The 15,378-nt window shown below is 68.0% G+C and carries 16 protein-coding genes and 2 tRNA genes; 13 read left to right on the top strand and 5 right to left on the bottom strand.

All coding sequences use genetic code 11. The features are described from left to right. The 6 genes from gyrA to V7053_RS07125 all read left to right on the top strand — a co-directional run. A partial coding sequence (gene gyrA, locus V7053_RS07150; protein WP_334171577.1) for a DNA gyrase subunit A occupies positions 1-2,159 on the top strand: 2,159 nt, incomplete at its 5' end. After that, positions 2,156-2,779 (top strand): DUF3566 domain-containing protein, encoded by a 624-nt coding sequence (locus V7053_RS07145; protein ID WP_443022584.1) that lies wholly within the window; start codon positions 2,156-2,158, stop codon positions 2,777-2,779. The genes gyrA and V7053_RS07145, both read left to right, overlap by 4 nt. 88 nt (positions 2,780-2,867) lie before the next feature. After that, positions 2,868-2,941 (top strand) — tRNA-Ile (locus V7053_RS07140). 32 nt (positions 2,942-2,973) lie between these two features. After that, positions 2,974-3,093: a DLW-39 family protein gene (locus V7053_RS07135; RefSeq protein ID WP_334171576.1), complete on the top strand. Its 120-nt coding sequence runs from the start codon at positions 2,974-2,976 to the stop codon at positions 3,091-3,093. A gap of 20 nt (positions 3,094-3,113) precedes the next feature. Continuing rightward, a tRNA-Ala gene (locus V7053_RS07130) sits at positions 3,114-3,186 on the top strand. A gap of 111 nt (positions 3,187-3,297) precedes the next feature. Then, on the top strand, positions 3,298-4,203 hold the full coding sequence (locus V7053_RS07125; RefSeq protein WP_334171575.1) for a DMT family transporter: 906 nt from the start codon (positions 3,298-3,300) through the stop codon (positions 4,201-4,203). On the opposite strand, the gene V7053_RS07120 is transcribed toward V7053_RS07125, so the two are convergent. Then, on the bottom strand, positions 4,200-5,075 hold the full coding sequence (locus tag V7053_RS07120; RefSeq protein WP_334171574.1) for a glycosyltransferase: 876 nt from the start codon (positions 5,073-5,075) through the stop codon (positions 4,200-4,202). The two genes, V7053_RS07125 and V7053_RS07120, sit on opposite strands and share 4 nt — an antisense overlap. Before the next feature lie 98 nt (positions 5,076-5,173). Continuing rightward, positions 5,174-6,127, bottom strand: a complete 954-nt coding sequence (locus V7053_RS07115) for a hypothetical protein (RefSeq protein WP_334171573.1) — start codon at positions 6,125-6,127, stop codon at positions 5,174-5,176. 166 nt (positions 6,128-6,293) lie between these two features. Here V7053_RS07115 and V7053_RS07110 point away from each other — a divergent pair, with 166 nt between their 5' ends. Both V7053_RS07110 and V7053_RS07105 read left to right on the top strand, forming a co-directional pair. Beyond that, positions 6,294-6,839 carry a peptidylprolyl isomerase gene (locus tag V7053_RS07110; protein ID WP_334171572.1) on the top strand — a complete coding sequence of 182 codons (546 nt, stop codon included), beginning with the start codon at positions 6,294-6,296 and terminating at the stop codon, positions 6,837-6,839. 11 nt (positions 6,840-6,850) lie between these two features. Further along, positions 6,851-7,726, top strand: a complete 876-nt coding sequence (locus V7053_RS07105; protein ID WP_334171571.1) for a rhomboid family intramembrane serine protease — start codon at positions 6,851-6,853, stop codon at positions 7,724-7,726. Positions 7,727-7,914: 188 nt separating this feature from the next. Here the strand turns inward: V7053_RS07105 and V7053_RS07100 are convergent, their stop codons facing one another. Next, positions 7,915-8,400: an SRPBCC family protein gene (locus tag V7053_RS07100; protein ID WP_334171570.1), complete on the bottom strand. Its 486-nt coding sequence runs from the start codon at positions 8,398-8,400 to the stop codon at positions 7,915-7,917. Further along, positions 8,366-8,755, bottom strand: a complete 390-nt coding sequence (locus V7053_RS07095; protein WP_334171569.1) for an ArsR/SmtB family transcription factor — start codon at positions 8,753-8,755, stop codon at positions 8,366-8,368. Before V7053_RS07095 ends, V7053_RS07100 begins: the two co-directional genes overlap by 35 nt. A 330-nt stretch (positions 8,756-9,085) precedes the next feature. Between V7053_RS07095 and V7053_RS07090 the strand changes: the two genes are divergently transcribed. From V7053_RS07090 to V7053_RS07070, 5 genes are all read left to right on the top strand, one after another. Further along, complete coding sequence (locus V7053_RS07090; RefSeq protein WP_334171568.1) at positions 9,086-10,141, top strand: pirin family protein; 1,056 nt, start codon at positions 9,086-9,088, stop codon at positions 10,139-10,141. Further along, positions 10,138-10,452, top strand: a complete 315-nt coding sequence (locus V7053_RS07085) for a GNAT family N-acetyltransferase (RefSeq protein ID WP_334171567.1) — start codon at positions 10,138-10,140, stop codon at positions 10,450-10,452. Before V7053_RS07090 ends, V7053_RS07085 begins: the two co-directional genes overlap by 4 nt. A gap of 260 nt (positions 10,453-10,712) precedes the next feature. Continuing rightward, positions 10,713-11,711 (top strand): GNAT family N-acetyltransferase, encoded by a 999-nt coding sequence (locus V7053_RS07080; protein WP_334171566.1) that lies wholly within the window; start codon positions 10,713-10,715, stop codon positions 11,709-11,711. An 89-nt stretch (positions 11,712-11,800) separates the two neighbouring features. Beyond that, positions 11,801-12,409, top strand: a complete 609-nt coding sequence (locus V7053_RS07075) for a hypothetical protein (protein ID WP_334171565.1) — start codon at positions 11,801-11,803, stop codon at positions 12,407-12,409. Between the two features lie 47 nt (positions 12,410-12,456). Next, positions 12,457-13,251 carry an SDR family oxidoreductase gene (locus tag V7053_RS07070; RefSeq protein WP_334171564.1) on the top strand — a complete coding sequence of 265 codons (795 nt, stop codon included), beginning with the start codon at positions 12,457-12,459 and terminating at the stop codon, positions 13,249-13,251. 62 nt (positions 13,252-13,313) lie between these two features. Here the strand turns inward: V7053_RS07070 and V7053_RS07065 are convergent, their stop codons facing one another. Further along, positions 13,314-14,870: an MDR family MFS transporter gene (locus V7053_RS07065; RefSeq protein ID WP_443022583.1), complete on the bottom strand. Its 1,557-nt coding sequence runs from the start codon at positions 14,868-14,870 to the stop codon at positions 13,314-13,316. Between the last annotated feature and the right edge of the window lie 508 nt (positions 14,871-15,378).

Here is a 15,378-nt window from a genome sequence, read left to right as displayed (position 1 = left end):
TCGACGAGGAGACCGTCGACTTCCAGGACAACTACGACGGCAAGAACCAGGAGCCGACGATCCTGCCGGCCAGGTTCCCGAACCTGCTCGTCAACGGATCCTCCGGGATCGCCGTCGGGATGGCCACGAACATCCCGCCGCACAACCTCCGCGAGGTCGCCGACGGCGTCCAGTGGTACCTCCAGAACCCCGAGGCGACGCGCGAGGAGCTCCTCGAGGCGCTCCTCGTGCGGATCAAGGGACCGGACTTCCCGACGGGTGCGACGATCCTCGGCCACCGCGGCATCGAGGACGCGTACCGCACGGGCCGCGGCTCGATCACGATGCGCGCCGTCGTCAACGTCGAGGAGATCCAGGGCCGCACGTGCCTCGTGGTCACCGAGCTGCCGTACATGGCGAACCCGGACAACCTCGCGATGAAGATCGCCGAGCTCGTGAAGGACGGAAAGCTCCACGGCATCGCCGACCTCCGGGACGAGACGTCGGGCCGCACCGGCCAGCGGCTCGTGATCGTCCTCAAGCGGGACGCCGTCGCGAAGGTCGTCCTCAACAACCTGTACAAGCACACGCAGCTGCAGGACAACTTCCCCGCGAACATGCTCGCGATCGTGGACGGCGTGCCGCGCACGCTCTCGCTCGACGCGTTCGTGCGCCACTGGGTGACCCACCAGATCGACGTGATCGTCCGCCGCACGCAGTTCCGGCTGCGGAAGGCCGAGGAGGAGATCCACATCCTCCGCGGCCTGCTCAAGGCCCTCGACATGCTCGACGAGGTCATCGCCCTCATCCGCCGCTCCCCCACGGTCGAAGAGGCCCGCGACGGGCTCATGTCGCTCCTCGAGATCGACGAGCTCCAGGCCCGCGCGATCCTGGACATGCAGCTCCGCCGCCTCGCGGCCCTCGAGCGGCAGAAGATCCAGGACCGCAGCGACGAGCTCGAGGCCCAGATCGCGGAGTACCGCAAGATCCTCGCGGACCCCGCGCTCCAGCGCGGGATCATCTCCGAGGAGCTCGGGACGATCGTCGAGAAGTACGGCGACGATCGCCGCACCCGCATCCTCGCGGGCTTCGACGGCGAGATGAGCGTCGAAGACCTCATTCCCGAGGAAGAGATGGTCGTGACCATCACGCGCGGCGGGTACGTCAAGCGGACCCGCAGCGACCAGTACCGGCAGCAGAACCGCGGCGGCAAGGGAGTCCGCGGCGCCCAGCTGCGCGGGGACGACGTCGTCGAGCACTTCTTCGTCACGACGACGCACCACTGGCTGCTCTTCTTCACCAACCTCGGCCGGGTGTACCGGGCGAAGGCGTACGAGCTCGCCGAGGGCGGTCGCGACGCGAAGGGCCAGCACGTTGCCAACGTCCTCGCGTTCCAGCCCGATGAGCGGATCGCCCAGGTCCTCGACCTCCGCGACTACCAGCAGGCGCCGTACCTCGTGCTGGCAACGAAGAGCGGTCTCGTGAAGAAGACTCGCCTCGAGGACTACGACACGAACCGTACGGCAGGCGTCATTGCGATCAACCTGCGCGACGGGGACGAGCTCGTCTCCGCGCGCCTCGTCTCGGAGACGGACGACCTCCTGCTCGTCTCGCGGCACGGTCAGTCCGTGCGCTTCACGGCCGACGACGACGCCCTGCGTCCCATGGGCCGCGCAACGAGCGGCGTGACCGGAATGAAGTTCAGGGACGACGACGAACTCCTCGCCGCGGATGTCGTCCGCGAGGGCTCGTACGTCTTCATCGTGACCGAGGCTGGCTACGCCAAGAAGACGGCCGTCGACGAGTACCGGCGCCAGGGTCGCGGCGGTCTCGGCATCAAGGTCGGCAAGTACCAGGAGGGCCGCGGCCACCTGATGGGCGGGTTGATCGTCAATGACGAGGACGAGGTCCTTGTCGTCATGGAGGGCGGCAAGGTGGTCCGCTCCGCAGTTTCGGGCGTGCCGGCGACCGGCCGGGACACCATGGGCGTCATCTTCGCACGCCCGGACGACGGCGATCGCATCATCGCCGTGGCGCGGAACACCGAGCGTGGGCTCACCGAGGCCGTCGAGGGCGAGGTGGTCGATGCAGAGATCGAACCGGTCGACGAGAGCGAGGAGGCTCGGGATGCCGTAACGTTGACCGGAGACTCTGTCGAGAACCCCGGAGGTAACGAGTGAGCACGCCCGAGAATGAAGCCCGTCCCGGGGGCTACCCTCAGGTGACCCCACCGGCGCGGCCGCCGCAGCGGCCGGCCGCGGCGCCGTCGTCGGGAGGCTATCAGCCTCGTGGCTCCCAGGCTCCGACCGCTGCGACCCAACGCCCGAGCGTTGCCCCGGCGGGGGCGGGTCAGCGACCCGCCGCTCGCCCGGCGCAGCGGCCTCCTCTCGGCGGGGCCCCGACCCAGGGCCTGGTTCGTCCGGCACCCAAGGCCAAGCAGCGTCGAGCACGCCTCCTTGTGAGCAAGGTGGACCCGTGGTCGGTCCTCAAGATGGCGTTCCTGCTCTCGGTCGCCCTGGGCATCGTGACGGTCGTCGCCTCGATCGTCCTGTGGACGGTCCTCGACATCACGGGGATCTTCGACAAGATCAACGGCCTTCTCGGTCAGGTGGCGGGCTCGGAGAGCGGGGGCTTCGACCTCCGCAAGGTCGCCTCGCTCGGTCAGGTGGCCTCGTTCGCGACCATCATCGCGGTCGTCAACGTCGTCCTCCTGACGGCTCTCTCGATGCTCACGGCGGTGCTCTACAACCTTGCGTCTGCCCTCGTCGGGGGCATCGGAGTCACTCTCACCGACGACTGATTCGGATTTGGCCCGGTTGCCCTCGGTGCTGTAGAGTCTTATCTCGGCCCGAGGGCAATATGGACGATAGAGCCGTATCGAGCCTTGGGGGCGTATAGCTCAGGCGGTTAGAGCGCTTCGCTGATAACGAAGAGGTCCCAGGTTCAAGTCCTGGTACGCCCACGGAACCTGCTTTCCACCTTCGGAGGTGCCCGTTGAAGAAGCTGATTGCACTCGCAATCGCTGCAGTTGCGGGCGCCTTTGTTGTGAAGAAGGTGCAGGAATCCGAAGCCCAGAAGAAGGTCTGGAGCACTACGACGGACGCCGTCGAATAGCTTGGGACCGGATGGCATGCGGGGGCATGGCGCAATTGGTAGCGCACCTGCTTTGCAAGCAGGGGGTTAGGGGTTCGAGTCCCCTTGCCTCCACCCCGGGAAGCCCCGGCACCTGCGAAGGTGCCGGGGCTTCTGCCGTCTCGGCGGTTCCCAGACCGGCGGCGCGGGATCGGGGGCCCCGCCAGCCGGGCATAGAGTGGACCGGTGACTCTCCTCTTGGCGGCCCTTGGCGTGCTCGGCGTCTCCTCGTCCGGACCCCTCATTGCAGCGACCCTTGCGGGCAGCTCGGTCACGGCGCTCGCCATCGCGTTCTGGCGCAACGCCCTCGCCGCGGTCGTCATGGCCGCCCCCGTGGCCATCCGGGAACCGCGGCAGTTCCGGCTGCTCGGCAGACGCGAGTATCTGTGGTCGTCGCTTGCGGGCCTCGCCCTCGCATTCCACTTCGTGTGCTTCATCCTCTCGCTGACCCTCACGTCGGTCGCCGCCGCAACCGCCCTCGTGTGCCTCCAGTCCGGATGGATTGCGGTCGTCTCGCTCATCCGGGGGCGCAGGCTGCCGCGGGCCGTCATCGTGGGGCTGGGGATTTCGTTTGTGGGGGTCGTGGCCATCACCGGCCTGGATCTCGGCGGTTCTCACGAGGCACTGCTGGGCGACCTGCTCGCTGTCGCGGGGGGAATCCTGGCCGGCCTCTACACGATGGCAGGAGGCCAAGCGCGCCAGACCATGAGCACAGGGACGTACACGGCTCTGTGCTATGGCGTGTGCGCGGTCCTCGTCGCGATCCTCGCCCTCGTGTCGGGGCAGCGGCTGGCCGGTTTCGAGCCCATCGGCTGGGCCGGGATCTTCGCGATCACGATCGCCGCACAGCTCGTCGGGCACACGGCGTTCAACCATCTGGTTGCGACCCTGAGCCCGCTGGTCGTCTCGATGATCATCCTGCTCGAGATCCCGGGGGCCGCGATCCTCGCAGCGGTGTTCCTCCACGAAGTCCTCCCTGCCGGGACCTACGCGGGGCTTGCCTGCATCCTGGCCGGGCTCGCCGTCGTCGTCCTCGGACAGCGGCGCGCGAGGCGCGATCGCGCGGTTGAAGCCGAGCTTGGCGCCGATTAGCTGACGCGGGCGCGCTTGGCCGCTGGCGAGGAGTTTGCCGCGTGCAGCGCGCGCAGCAGCTTGGCCGGGAAGTAGATGGAGAAGAAGACGACCATGGGCGCCTTGAGCGCGATCTTCTTCACGTTGTGGGCCTTGTAGGTGCGGTCGAAGCGCGTGACGTAGTAGCGATAGTCCCGCGGCGAGTCCTCGAGACGGCGCGCAGACATGCCGGAGACCATCTCGGGCCAGTACTGGATGTGCATTGCGTGCTCGGCGAGGTGCAGGGAGAGGTCGATGTCCTCGTGCATCTCGTCGTTCTCGTCACGGCAGACCTCGCCGCGGATCCTCTCCCACGCGCTCTTGCGCAACGCCATGTTGGAGCCGAAGAGGAAGTGGTACTGATGCCTCGCGAGCTTGAGCATGAGCTGCCGCACCTTGTCGTCGGCCTTGAGGCCGAAGCGCCGCATCGGCATGTCGTAGTACACGACCGGACCCGTGGCCGCCTGGACCGACGGGTCGGCAAAGGCCTTGATGACTTCCTCGACCCAGTCCGGCTCGAGCAGCGAATCGGCATCGATGCGGCCGAGGATCTCGCCTTGGGCGGCATCCAGCCCGAGGTTCCGGGTCGGGATGAGTCCCTGTTCTGCATCCTGGGAGAGGAGGCGGATCCCCGCCTCGGGGTACTCCTGCTGCAGCTGGGCGACAATGGCCGCCGTGGCGTCCTTGCTGAGATTGTCGACGACGATGATCTCGAGGGCGGGCACCGACTGATAGATCGCGGCAGTGACGCACTGCCGGATCACGCTCTCCTCGTTGTAAGCGGGGATGACGATCGACACGCTCGGGCGGCCGATCGCGTAGGTCGACGCGGAGAGGGCGGGTTCGAGTGCCATCAGTGCCAATCTAGCAAAGCCAAGGAGGGGACCCGCGGTCAAGCAGGTCCCCTCCCGTAACAGCACGGATGAGTCCCCGTGCCTCGCTCTCGCTGCGCCTAGGACGCGCCGTCCTGGCTCGCGTTGTGGACCTCGCGCATCGCGGCCGTGGCATCCTTCGCTACGTGCTTGGCCTCGCCCTTGGGGTCTTCTTCCTCGCCCTCGGCGGCCTCTGGACCCATCGAGGTGTCGACGGCGGGCGCGGCCGCCGGCTTGCTCGTCGTATCCGAGGCGTTCGCGGCCTCCGAGACCGCGGTGTCCTCCGCCGTCTCCTTCGCCGGGGTGGCGGCCGTCGGGGCCGAGGTGGTCCCCTCGGGCTTCGAGGCCACGGACTCCGAGGACGCGGACGACGGCGGGGTCACGGGCACGGGCTTGACCGGCGCCGGGGTCTTCCACGGGTCTTCGACGGGCTTGGCGGCGCGCCATGCGGCGACGCCAGCCGCGACCGCGGCGGCGACGACACCGAAGACGAGGAATCCGCGGCGCTTCTTCCTCCCGGGCTGGGACGTGGCCTGCTGGGCGGCCTCCTGCGCTGCGGCGACTGCCTGCTTGGCGGCAGCGTCGGCCTGCCGGACGATCCCGGACTCGGCGAGCTTCTGAGCGACAGCGTCCACCTGCGCCGGGGCGGCCGAGAGACCGCGGTTCACCGTCTCGGCGGCGGTCGCGAGGCCCTCCGAGATTCGGGGAAGCACCTGATCGGCAGCGTCCTTGATCACGGGCGCGGCCTTGTCCACGGCCTCATGAAGGCGGGGAGCGGTGGTGTCGACGATCTCGCTGATCTTCGGGCCGAGGTGCGAAAGCCCCTCCTGAATCTTCGGCGTCACTACCGCGACGCCCTCTGCCAGGCTGTTCGCGGCGGTCTTGAGGCCCTCTTGGACCTTCGGGGAGGCGGCATCGAGACCCTGCTGGATCTTCGGCACGGCCCACTCCATGGCCGCATCCACGCGGGGCTGGGCCCAATCGCGCGCGTTCTCGACGCTGGTCGTGACGGTCTTCTCCAGTGATTTCTTCACGGCTACCTCCAGATATCTGCTAGGTCCATCGCCAGCCTACGAGAGCGAGACGCCGTATGCTACGAAAACAGGGCATTCCCTGCCACAGGGTTCCCGGATTTCACCGAGCGCAGAACGTCGGACTGCGCCCGGCTGGGTCCTATGTGCCCGTGGAACAATGAAGCGCATGAGTGCTAATGCAACCGCCAAGGCCATCATCCACACGAACCACGGCGACATCGTGGTCAACCTCTTCGGCAATCACGCGCCGAAGACCGTGAAGAACTTCGTGGGACTCGCGACGGGCGAGCAGTCCTGGACGCACCCCGAGACCGGCGAGGACAAGACCGGGACTCCCCTCTACAACGGCACGGTCTTCCACCGCATCATCAAGGACTTCATGATCCAGGGCGGCGATCCGCTCGGAAAGGGCATCGGCGGCCCCGGCTACCGGTTCGACGACGAGATCCACCCCGAGCTGAACTTCAAGGAGCCGTACAAGCTCGCCATGGCGAACGCGGGCGTCCAGGGCGGCAAGGGAACCAACGGCTCCCAGTTCTTCATCACGACGGTCGACACGAGCTGGCTCTACGGCAAGCACACCATCTTCGGCGAGGTTGCGGACGAGCAGTCGAAGAAGGTCGTGGACGAGATCGAAGGCGTCCGCACGGGCCTTCAGGACCGCCCGGTCGAGGACGTCGTCATCAGCTCGATCGACGTCGAGCAGCTCTAGCCTCCTTCCACGTGAGCTACGGAATGCCCCCCGCGGAGCCGGCCGCTCCGCCCGTGTGCCCCCGCCACCCGGACCGTGTCTCCTATGTGAGGTGTCAACGGTGCGGGCGTCCTGCGTGCCCGGAATGCCAGCGGCCGGCCGCGGTGGGCATCCAATGCATCGACTGCGTGCGCGAAGTCGCGGCGCTTGCGCCTCGGGGCCGGTACGGAGGGACCCTGCGCCGTTCGGGCCAGCCTCTCGTGACGTGGTCCATCATCGGGGCCTGCGTGCTGGTCTACCTACTCGAGTGGCTGCTGCCGAACGACGCGGTCTTCCAGGACTTCGCGTACGCGACAGTCTTCACGGGTGTCGAGCCGTGGCGCATGCTCACGAGCGCGTTTCTGCATTCCCAGAGTTTCATCCTCCACATCGGGCTCAACATGTACACCCTGTGGATTTTCGGGCGGGTGCTCGAGCCGGCGCTTGGTCGCTGGCGGTATCTCCTCGTGTATCTGATCTCGGCGCTCGGCGGCTCGGTCGGATTCTTCCTCCTGACCCCGGTCTCCATGACCGCCGTGATCGGCGCCTCGGGCGCGATCTTCGGGCTCTTCGGTGCGCTCTTCGTCGTCGTCCGCCAGCGCGGAGGCAGCGTCGGCCAACTCCTGGTCCTGATCGCCATCAATGCCGTCTTGGGGTTCGTCGTCCCTGGAATCGCCTGGCAGGCACACTTGGGCGGACTCGTGACGGGAGGGCTGACGACGGCGGTCATCGCCTACGCTCCGCGGGGCCGCTACCAGCTCGCCGTCCAGATCGCGGGAATGGCGGCGGTGGTAGCGCTGCTCGTCATCGTGACTGCGGTGCGGGTGGCGGGTCTCGGGCTCGCCCAGCCGTCGTCGATCGGCAGCTAGCTCGGTCAGCGTCCGTTTTCCACAGCCGCTGTCCACAGTGTGCACAACTTACAGATCTGTAGTTAGACCCGAGGGATGCCAGTGATGGCGGGAGCCAGAGGCCTTTGTGAGAGCCCGACTCCCGCCGTATCGTCCCCAGCTGTGGATAACGTTCCCCAGCGGCTGTGGACCCAGAGGCATCCGTGAACTCAGGCCTCGCGGCCCAGCAGTTCGTCGAGTCGCTCGTAGCCTTCGCTCATGCCATCCGTCATCCCCGCCTCGAGCATGGCGTCGCGGGCGGCGACGGACTGGAAGGTCGAGTGAACCGTCAGGCGGCATCGCCCGTCCTCGAGGGGTTCGATCTCGGCTGCGTCGAGTGAGACATGGCCCGGGGCCCCTTCGAACTCGAAGGTCTGCACCATCCGGCGCGGTTCGGTGAGCTCGTGGAAGGACCCGTGGAAGGCGAAGGTCAGGCCGTCATCGCCGGACTGGACGAAGCGGTAGGAACCCCCGCTCCGGGCGTCGAAGCGGTCGATCGTGGTGGCGTACCTGCGGGGCCCGACCCACTGACGGAACAGTTCCGGGTCGACATGTGCCCGGTAGACGCGCTCTGCGGAAGCGTCGAATTCGCGGACGACGTCGACGAACGGCAGTCCGGGCTCAGCGCTCACCTGGGTGGTCTTGGTGGTGGTCATGGCGGTCTTCCTCCGATGCGAGAAGGGCGTCGAGGCGTTCGTAGCGTTCCTCGACGGCTTGGCGGTAGCCGTCCAGCCAGGCTGTCAGGCGGCCCAGGGCGGCGGCGTCCAGATGGCAGGGGCGACGTTGGGCGTCGCGGCTGCGTGTGATGAGGCCTGCTTCCTCGAGCACTTTGAGGTGCTTCGAGACGGCCTGCAGAGTGACGGCGAAGGGCTCGGCGAGTTCGTTCACCGTGGCATCTCCCTCAGCGAGGCGTGCGACAAGGCGCCGGCGCACGGGGTCCGAGAGGGCGGCAAAAGCGCGGTTGAGCCGGTCTTCCTCGGCCGTTTCGGGATCAGTGGTCGCAGTCTCCATGACAGGCCTTTCGAACACTCGGTGATCAACCGTCCTTTTGATCAACCAACTGGTTGAATACTTCGAAGCTACGCCGCACCGCCGGGAAGGTCAAGGGTGTCGAGGCTCCTTTCCGCGGACGTTGTCCACAACGGTTGTCCACAGTGTGGGTAACTTACACGGCTGTAGTTCGGCTGCCTCCGCGCCCGCGGTCAAGGCGGATCGGGCGGCACCGAGCGCGCCACACGGACGGGATTCCACAGCTGTGGACAACTTTGGGGATACGCCCTGTTGGAAAGTGCACAACCTCGGTCCTCGACGGATTAGGCTCAGGCGGAGGAGGGCAGCGCCATGAGCAATCTCGAACTTGAGCCCCAGGAGACCCGGTGCGGCGCGGACGGCGGCGACGTAGCCGGCGTCGAACTCATCGTTCCCCGCGATGTACCGCTCGGAGGCCCCCGGGCGATGCCGGTGCGGCGGACCCTGCCCTCGAAGGAGCGGAGCCTCATCGGCGCGTGGTGCTTCCTCGACCACTACGGTCCCGACGATGTCTCGCGAACCGGAGGCATGCGGGTCCCCCCTCACCCGCATACGGGTCTCCAGACGGTGAGTTGGCTGTTCACCGGAGAGATCGAGCACCGGGACAGCGCGGGGCACCACGCCCTCGTCAGGCCGGGGGAACTCAACCTCATGACGGCCGGCCGCGGTATCAACCACTCCGAATACTCGACTCCCCGCACCACGATCCTGCACGGGGCCCAGCTCTGGACTGCCCTCCCGGACGCGTCGCGTCATACCGGCCCGGGCTTCGATCGCTACGTGCCAGAGCCTGTGGCGCTCATCGATGGGGCCGGGGAGACGGCGGGTGAGGCGCGCGTGTTCCTCGGATCGCTTCTCGGGACCTCGTCCCCTGTGCAGACCTACTCGCCCCTCCTCGGCGCCGAGCTCACGCTCAGGCCGCGCAGCGCCGTCGTGCTCGAGCTCGATCCGGCCTTCGAACACGGCGTGCTGGTGGACAGCGGCGGGGCAACTCTCGAGGGAACCGAAGTGCCGCGGAATCTGCTCGCCTACCTCTCCCCTGGCCGGCCCGCCCTCCCCCTCGTCAACGACCATGACGAGCCGCTGCGTGTCCTGCTGCTCGGGGGGCAGCCGTTCGATGAGGAAATCACCATGTGGTGGAACTTCGTCGGTCGCGACCACGACGAGATCGTTGCCTACCGTGCCGCCTGGCAGCGCGAGATCGGGGCGGAGGAGGCGGACGGCACTGGGGAACACGGAACGGACGACGACGTGCGGTTCGGGGCCGTCGTCGAGCTCACGAGGGGTGAGGGGGCCCTTCCGGCGCCCGCCCTCCCCCACGTCCGTCTTCGCCCACGTGGAGGCTCACGGGAAAGGAACCACGGATGACCGACCGGATCGAGATCGTGCACGTGCCGGAGCGGCATCGCTACGAGCTCCATGACGGGGACAAGCGCATCGGCATGGCGCTGTACCGGGTCCAGGACGACGGCGCGGTGTATGCGTTCGACCACACCGAGGTGGACGAGGGGTACTCCGGCCTCGGTCTGGCAAGTCGGCTCGTGAGCTTCGCCCTCGACGACGTCCGCTCCAAAGGGGCGAGGATCCGGCCCTACTGCCCCTACGTCCGCGCGTTCCTTCGGCGGCACGCCGAATACCGCGACCTGGTTGTCGACGGCTTCGTACCGCCGGAGGAGTGAAGGCACCGGTCCACAGCGTTGTCCACAAGGGTGGATAACTTACACCCATGTGATTCTCTCGGCGTCGTTCGTTCCCTTGCCTTCTGCGGCAGGCCGGAGACCGTCACGCCCTCGGCAGCTCGGCGCTTACTTTCCACAAGCTGTGGATAACTTGTTGCTAAAAGTTCACATGCTGTGGACTCGTTACGCCATGTGCCGCGTGCTGTGCGGTGTTAGCGTTGCTCTCCGGCGGTTGGCCCATCCCTCTGCGGAGACAGTCCATGAGCATCGAGTGGAAGCCCATCGAGCCCGCCCACACTCATGAGTGGGCCCGGCTCAGCAACCTCCTCGCCGACGCGGAGGGCACAGGGGAGCGTTACGGCGCGGAGGACCTTGCGGAGGAGCTCCACGAGGCCACGGTGAACCCCGCGCTCGATACGATCGGCGTCTGGGACGGCGGCCAGATGGTGGCCTACGGCCAGCTGCGGATCGCGTGCCATGCACGGGGCGACGGAGCGACGGCGTTCCTCGCCGGCGGCGTGCATCCCGGGTGGCGTGGCCTCGGGATCGGCAGAGCCGTCATGGACTGGATCGAGTTGCGGGCGGAAGAGCTCGCGGCCGTGCGGCATGGCGGCGCTCTGGGGACCCTTTCGCTCTGGGCGGGCGAGCCCCGGTCCGGTTCCGCTCGGATTGCGGAGGCCAGGGGCTACAGACCGTCGCGCTTCCTCCACGACCTGCGCCTGGATCTCACGGCATGGCCCGCGGCTCGGACCAGCATCCGGTCGCGGCCCGTCGAGGTGTCCGCCCTTCGGCTGCCCCTCGACCCTGCCGACCCCGTCCTCATCGAGGGGGTGCGGCGAGCCCATCACGATGCGTTTGCCGAACACCGAGGTGTACCCACGCGCGATCCGCAGTCGTGGGCAGCCCAGCTCGGTGCGGCGTGCTTCCGGCCACAGCTCAGCCGGGCGGCCCTGAGTCCGTTGCGAGACATCCCGCTCGAGGATGCCGTCGAGTCGTACGTGCTGTGCAGCGAGCACGAGCCCGGGGAGCTCTACGTGTTCCTCGTCGGCACGCGCCGCCACGCGAGGGGCCGCGGTCTGGCAACAGTCCTGCTCAAGGAGGTGCTCGCTGCCGCGAAGGCCGCTGGGTACCGAAATGCCACCCTCGGCGTCGAAGCTGCCACCGAATCGGGAGGGCTGGGCCTCTACCTGCCGCTCGGCTTCGAGAACGCACGCACCGGCGTCGTGTACGAGCGGCCGATGCGGGTTAGGCAGGCCTGAACCGGGAAATGGGTTTGTAGTTTGGGAAAGGCAAATCGCAGCGGACGCCCACTGCATCAGGTATCAGCCACCACGGAAGGGCAGGACCGATGAGCCCCGAACACCGCAAACCGGACAGCGAACATCAACCGGGCTGGGACATTGACGAGCAGGCGCTGGTCAGCGAGCAGAGGAGGCGCTTCGGCGGCATGAAGGCTGGATCGGCCTTCTTCGGCTGGCTGAGCGCTACGGGCATGTCCGTGCTCCTGACCGCCCTGCTCACGGCGGCGGGCGCAGGGATCGGTATCGGAACGCAGACGGATCCCACGAAGCTCGCAGGGCAGGCCGGCCCAAGCGTGGGCATTGTGGGGGCCGTGGCGGTGGCGGTGATCTTGTTCGTCTCCTACTACTGCGGGGGCTACGTCGCGGGGCGGATGGCGCGATTCGACGGCATGCGGCAGGGCCTCGCCGTATGGCTGTGGGCCGTGGTCATCGCCGTCGTCGTCGCACTCCTGGCCGTAGCAGCCGGAGCACGATTCAACGTCCTCTCCAGCCTCAACAGCTTCCCCCGGATTCCCGTCGACGAGGGGACCCTGACCACGGGCGGAATCATCGTCCTGATCGTCGGTGCGCTCATCACCCTGCTCGGCGCCGTCCTCGGCGGGGCCGCGGGGATGCGCTACCACCGCCGGATCGACCACGCCGCCCTCGACCTCTGAACGAAACCGCACTGGCTCAACCGACTCTCGGGACTAGGCTGGCGAGCGTGACCTCGACCAGCCGGGTTCCGCCGTCGTCCGCCCGGGCTGAGCGCCCGCTCGCCCTCGTCACGGGCGCAGGGCGCCGCTCAGGGATCGGGGCGGCCATCGCCCGCGAGCTCGCCGCCCAGGGATGGGATCTCGCGCTCTCGCATTGGTCCGCCTATGACACTCGAGTCCACGGTGGGCCCCCGACGCGCGACACGGAGGAGCTCGCCGAGGAACTGCGCGCGCGGGGGGCGGCTGTCCAGGTCCTGCAATCGGATCTCGCCGATCCGGCCGTGCCGGCCGAACTCCTGAGGCAGGCAGGGCAGCCGGCACCCGTGCGGGCGCTTGTCCTGAGCCATGCGGAATCCGTCGACTCGTCCATCCTCGACACGAGCGTCGAATCCTTCGATCGCCACTTCGCCGTGAACGCTCGAGCTTCCTGGCTCCTTGTGAAGGCCTTCGCCGAGCAGTTTCCCGAGAATCTGCGGGGACTGGGCCGTATCGTCGCCCTCACCAGCGACCACACCGCGTACAACATGCCCTATGGCGCGAGCAAGGGAGCGCTCGACCGGATGGTGCTCGCGGCCGCCCGCGAGCTCGGCCAGCTCGGAATCAGCGCCAACGTGCTCAATCCCGGCCCGATCGACACGGGATGGATGGACGATTCGACCCGTGCCGCCCTCACCGCTCGGCAGCCCGGCGGGCGCCTCGGCAGGCCCGAAGACGTGGCAGCGGTCGTCGCCTTCCTCCTGAGCGGGCCCGGGGGCTGGATCAACGGCCAGCTCGTGAAGGCCGACGGCGGGTTCTCAGCCTGATGCGCCGTCAGCTCCGCGGGGTGCACACCCCGCGGAGGTGACGGCGCAACGAGGGGTGGGCGTCAGGGGAGGGTCGCAGCGGCCTGGGCGTCGACTGGGGTCTCGACGGCGGGCCGATTCCGCAGGAACGCCGCGAGGACGATCGAAGCGATCGCCACGATGGCGGCCACGAGGAAAGCCGCCCTGAAGCCCGTCATCTGCGCCTCGATGGGGCTCACGGCCGCCCCGGACACGGCCGCCGAGTGCGTCTGCGACGCCATGACGCCGACCAGCAACGCGGTCCCCGCCGCGCCCGCGACCTGCTGGAGCGTACTCAGGATCGCCGAACCGTGGCTGTAGAGGTGCGGCGGGAGCGGGTTGAGCCCGCTCGTGAAGGCGGGGGTGAACAGGAGGGCGAGGCCGAGCGACAGCCCGACGTGGAGCGCGAGGACTGCCCAGATGGGGGTGTCCGCGGCGAGGAACGCGAAGGCGAAGAGGACCGCCGTCATGAGCGCCGTTCCGGCGAGCGTCAGCGGAAGCGGGCCCACCCGGTCGAACCACTTTCCGACCATGGGCGCGAGCAGGCCCATCACGAGGCCGCCGGGGAGGAGCAGGAGGCCGGTCGAGAGGGTGTCGAGGCCGCGGACCTGCTGCAGGTAGATCGGCAGGAGAATGACCACCCCGAAGAGGGCGATCATGCCGACCACGAGGAGGGCCGTGGCCACGGTGAACATCGGGTGCAGGAAGGCGCGAAGATCGAGCAGCGGCGAACCCCCGCGCTGGAGGCCGAGCTGGCGCAGGACGAACGCGGCCAAGCACACGAGGCCGACGGCGAGCGGCACCGTGGGGCCGAGACCGTTTCCTTCGCCGCCCAGCTGGCTGAGCCCGTAGACGAGCCCGCCGAACGCGGGCACCGTGAGCACCACGGAGAGCCCATCGAGCCGGGGGCGCTCGGCCTCAGTGGTGCCTCCGAGCTTCCGGGCGCCGAAGACGAGCGCGGCGAGGGCGATCGGGAGGACGGCGAGGAACATGAAGCGCCAGGGGAGGAACTGCAGGATGAGGCCCGAGATGGTGGGCCCGATTGCCGGCGCGACCGAGATGACGATGCTCACAATCCCCATGACCTGGCCGCGGCGGGCCACCGGAACGAGCGTGAGGACGCTCGTCATGAGCAGCGGAAGCATGACGGCGGTCCCGCACGCCTGGACGACGCGGGCGACCAGGAGGACCGGGAACCCCGGTGCGAGCGCGGCAAGGAGCGTTCCGGCGCTGAAGAAGCTCATCGCGAGGATGAAGACGCTTCTGCGCGCGAGCCTCTGAAGGAGGAAGCCGGTCGTCGGGATGACGACCGACATGGTCAGCATGAAGGCGGTCGCGAGCCACTGAACGGTCGGAGCGTCGATCTGCAGCTCCGCCATGAGGCGCGGAAGCGCGACGTTCATGATCGTCTCGTTGAGGATCACGACGAACGTGGCCGTCACGAGCGCGGTGATCACGAGGCGGTTCTCGCGCGAAATACGGTGGTCGGACGCGGACGTCACGGCGTCTCCTGGAGAGGTCGAGCGCGGAAGCGGGAGGTCCGCCCTCCCAGTGTGTGCAACATCAAGTCTGCCTGAAAATTCCCCGGGAGGCCGCCGCATGCTCCGCGAGGCCGCTGAGGTTGAATAGCTGTCGAACCTCAGGCCAACTCGAGCTTGCTAAGCTCTTAAAGCCCGACCGCCCCCAACGGCCGGCCCATCCCCCTTCCACGTCCGAATCGGACGCCTTCCGGCGCGCCGTGGGACGGCCGTGCTGAACTCGAGGAGATCCTGCAGCAGATGACAGTCTTGGCCTCGCGCTTCGCCTACGACGACTACGACGAGGACTACCGGTCCGACCTCGACGCCAAGTACGAAGAGGGCTTCGGCCAGGGTCCCGAGCTTGCCTACGACGACGAGGACGAGTTCGACGACCTGTTCACCGACCTCTTCGACGAGGACGACGACGATGACGCGCCTTCCGGGACATCGGGTCGCACAGCGACCCCACGGAAGTCCCCGGCGAGCAAGATGCCGACCTCCCGGGTCCCGGCCGCCCCCACGCTGCCCCCCGCCGGGGTTTCGGCTCCCGAGTTACCGACCCCGGAGGATACCGACCCGGAGCCGGACC

This window comes from Sinomonas sp., from assembly GCF_036848755.1.
GTDB lineage: Bacteria > Actinomycetota > Actinomycetes > Actinomycetales > Micrococcaceae > Sinomonas.
The sequence above is the reverse complement of the archived record's forward strand: the minus strand, read 5'-3'. Positions and strand labels throughout refer to the sequence as shown.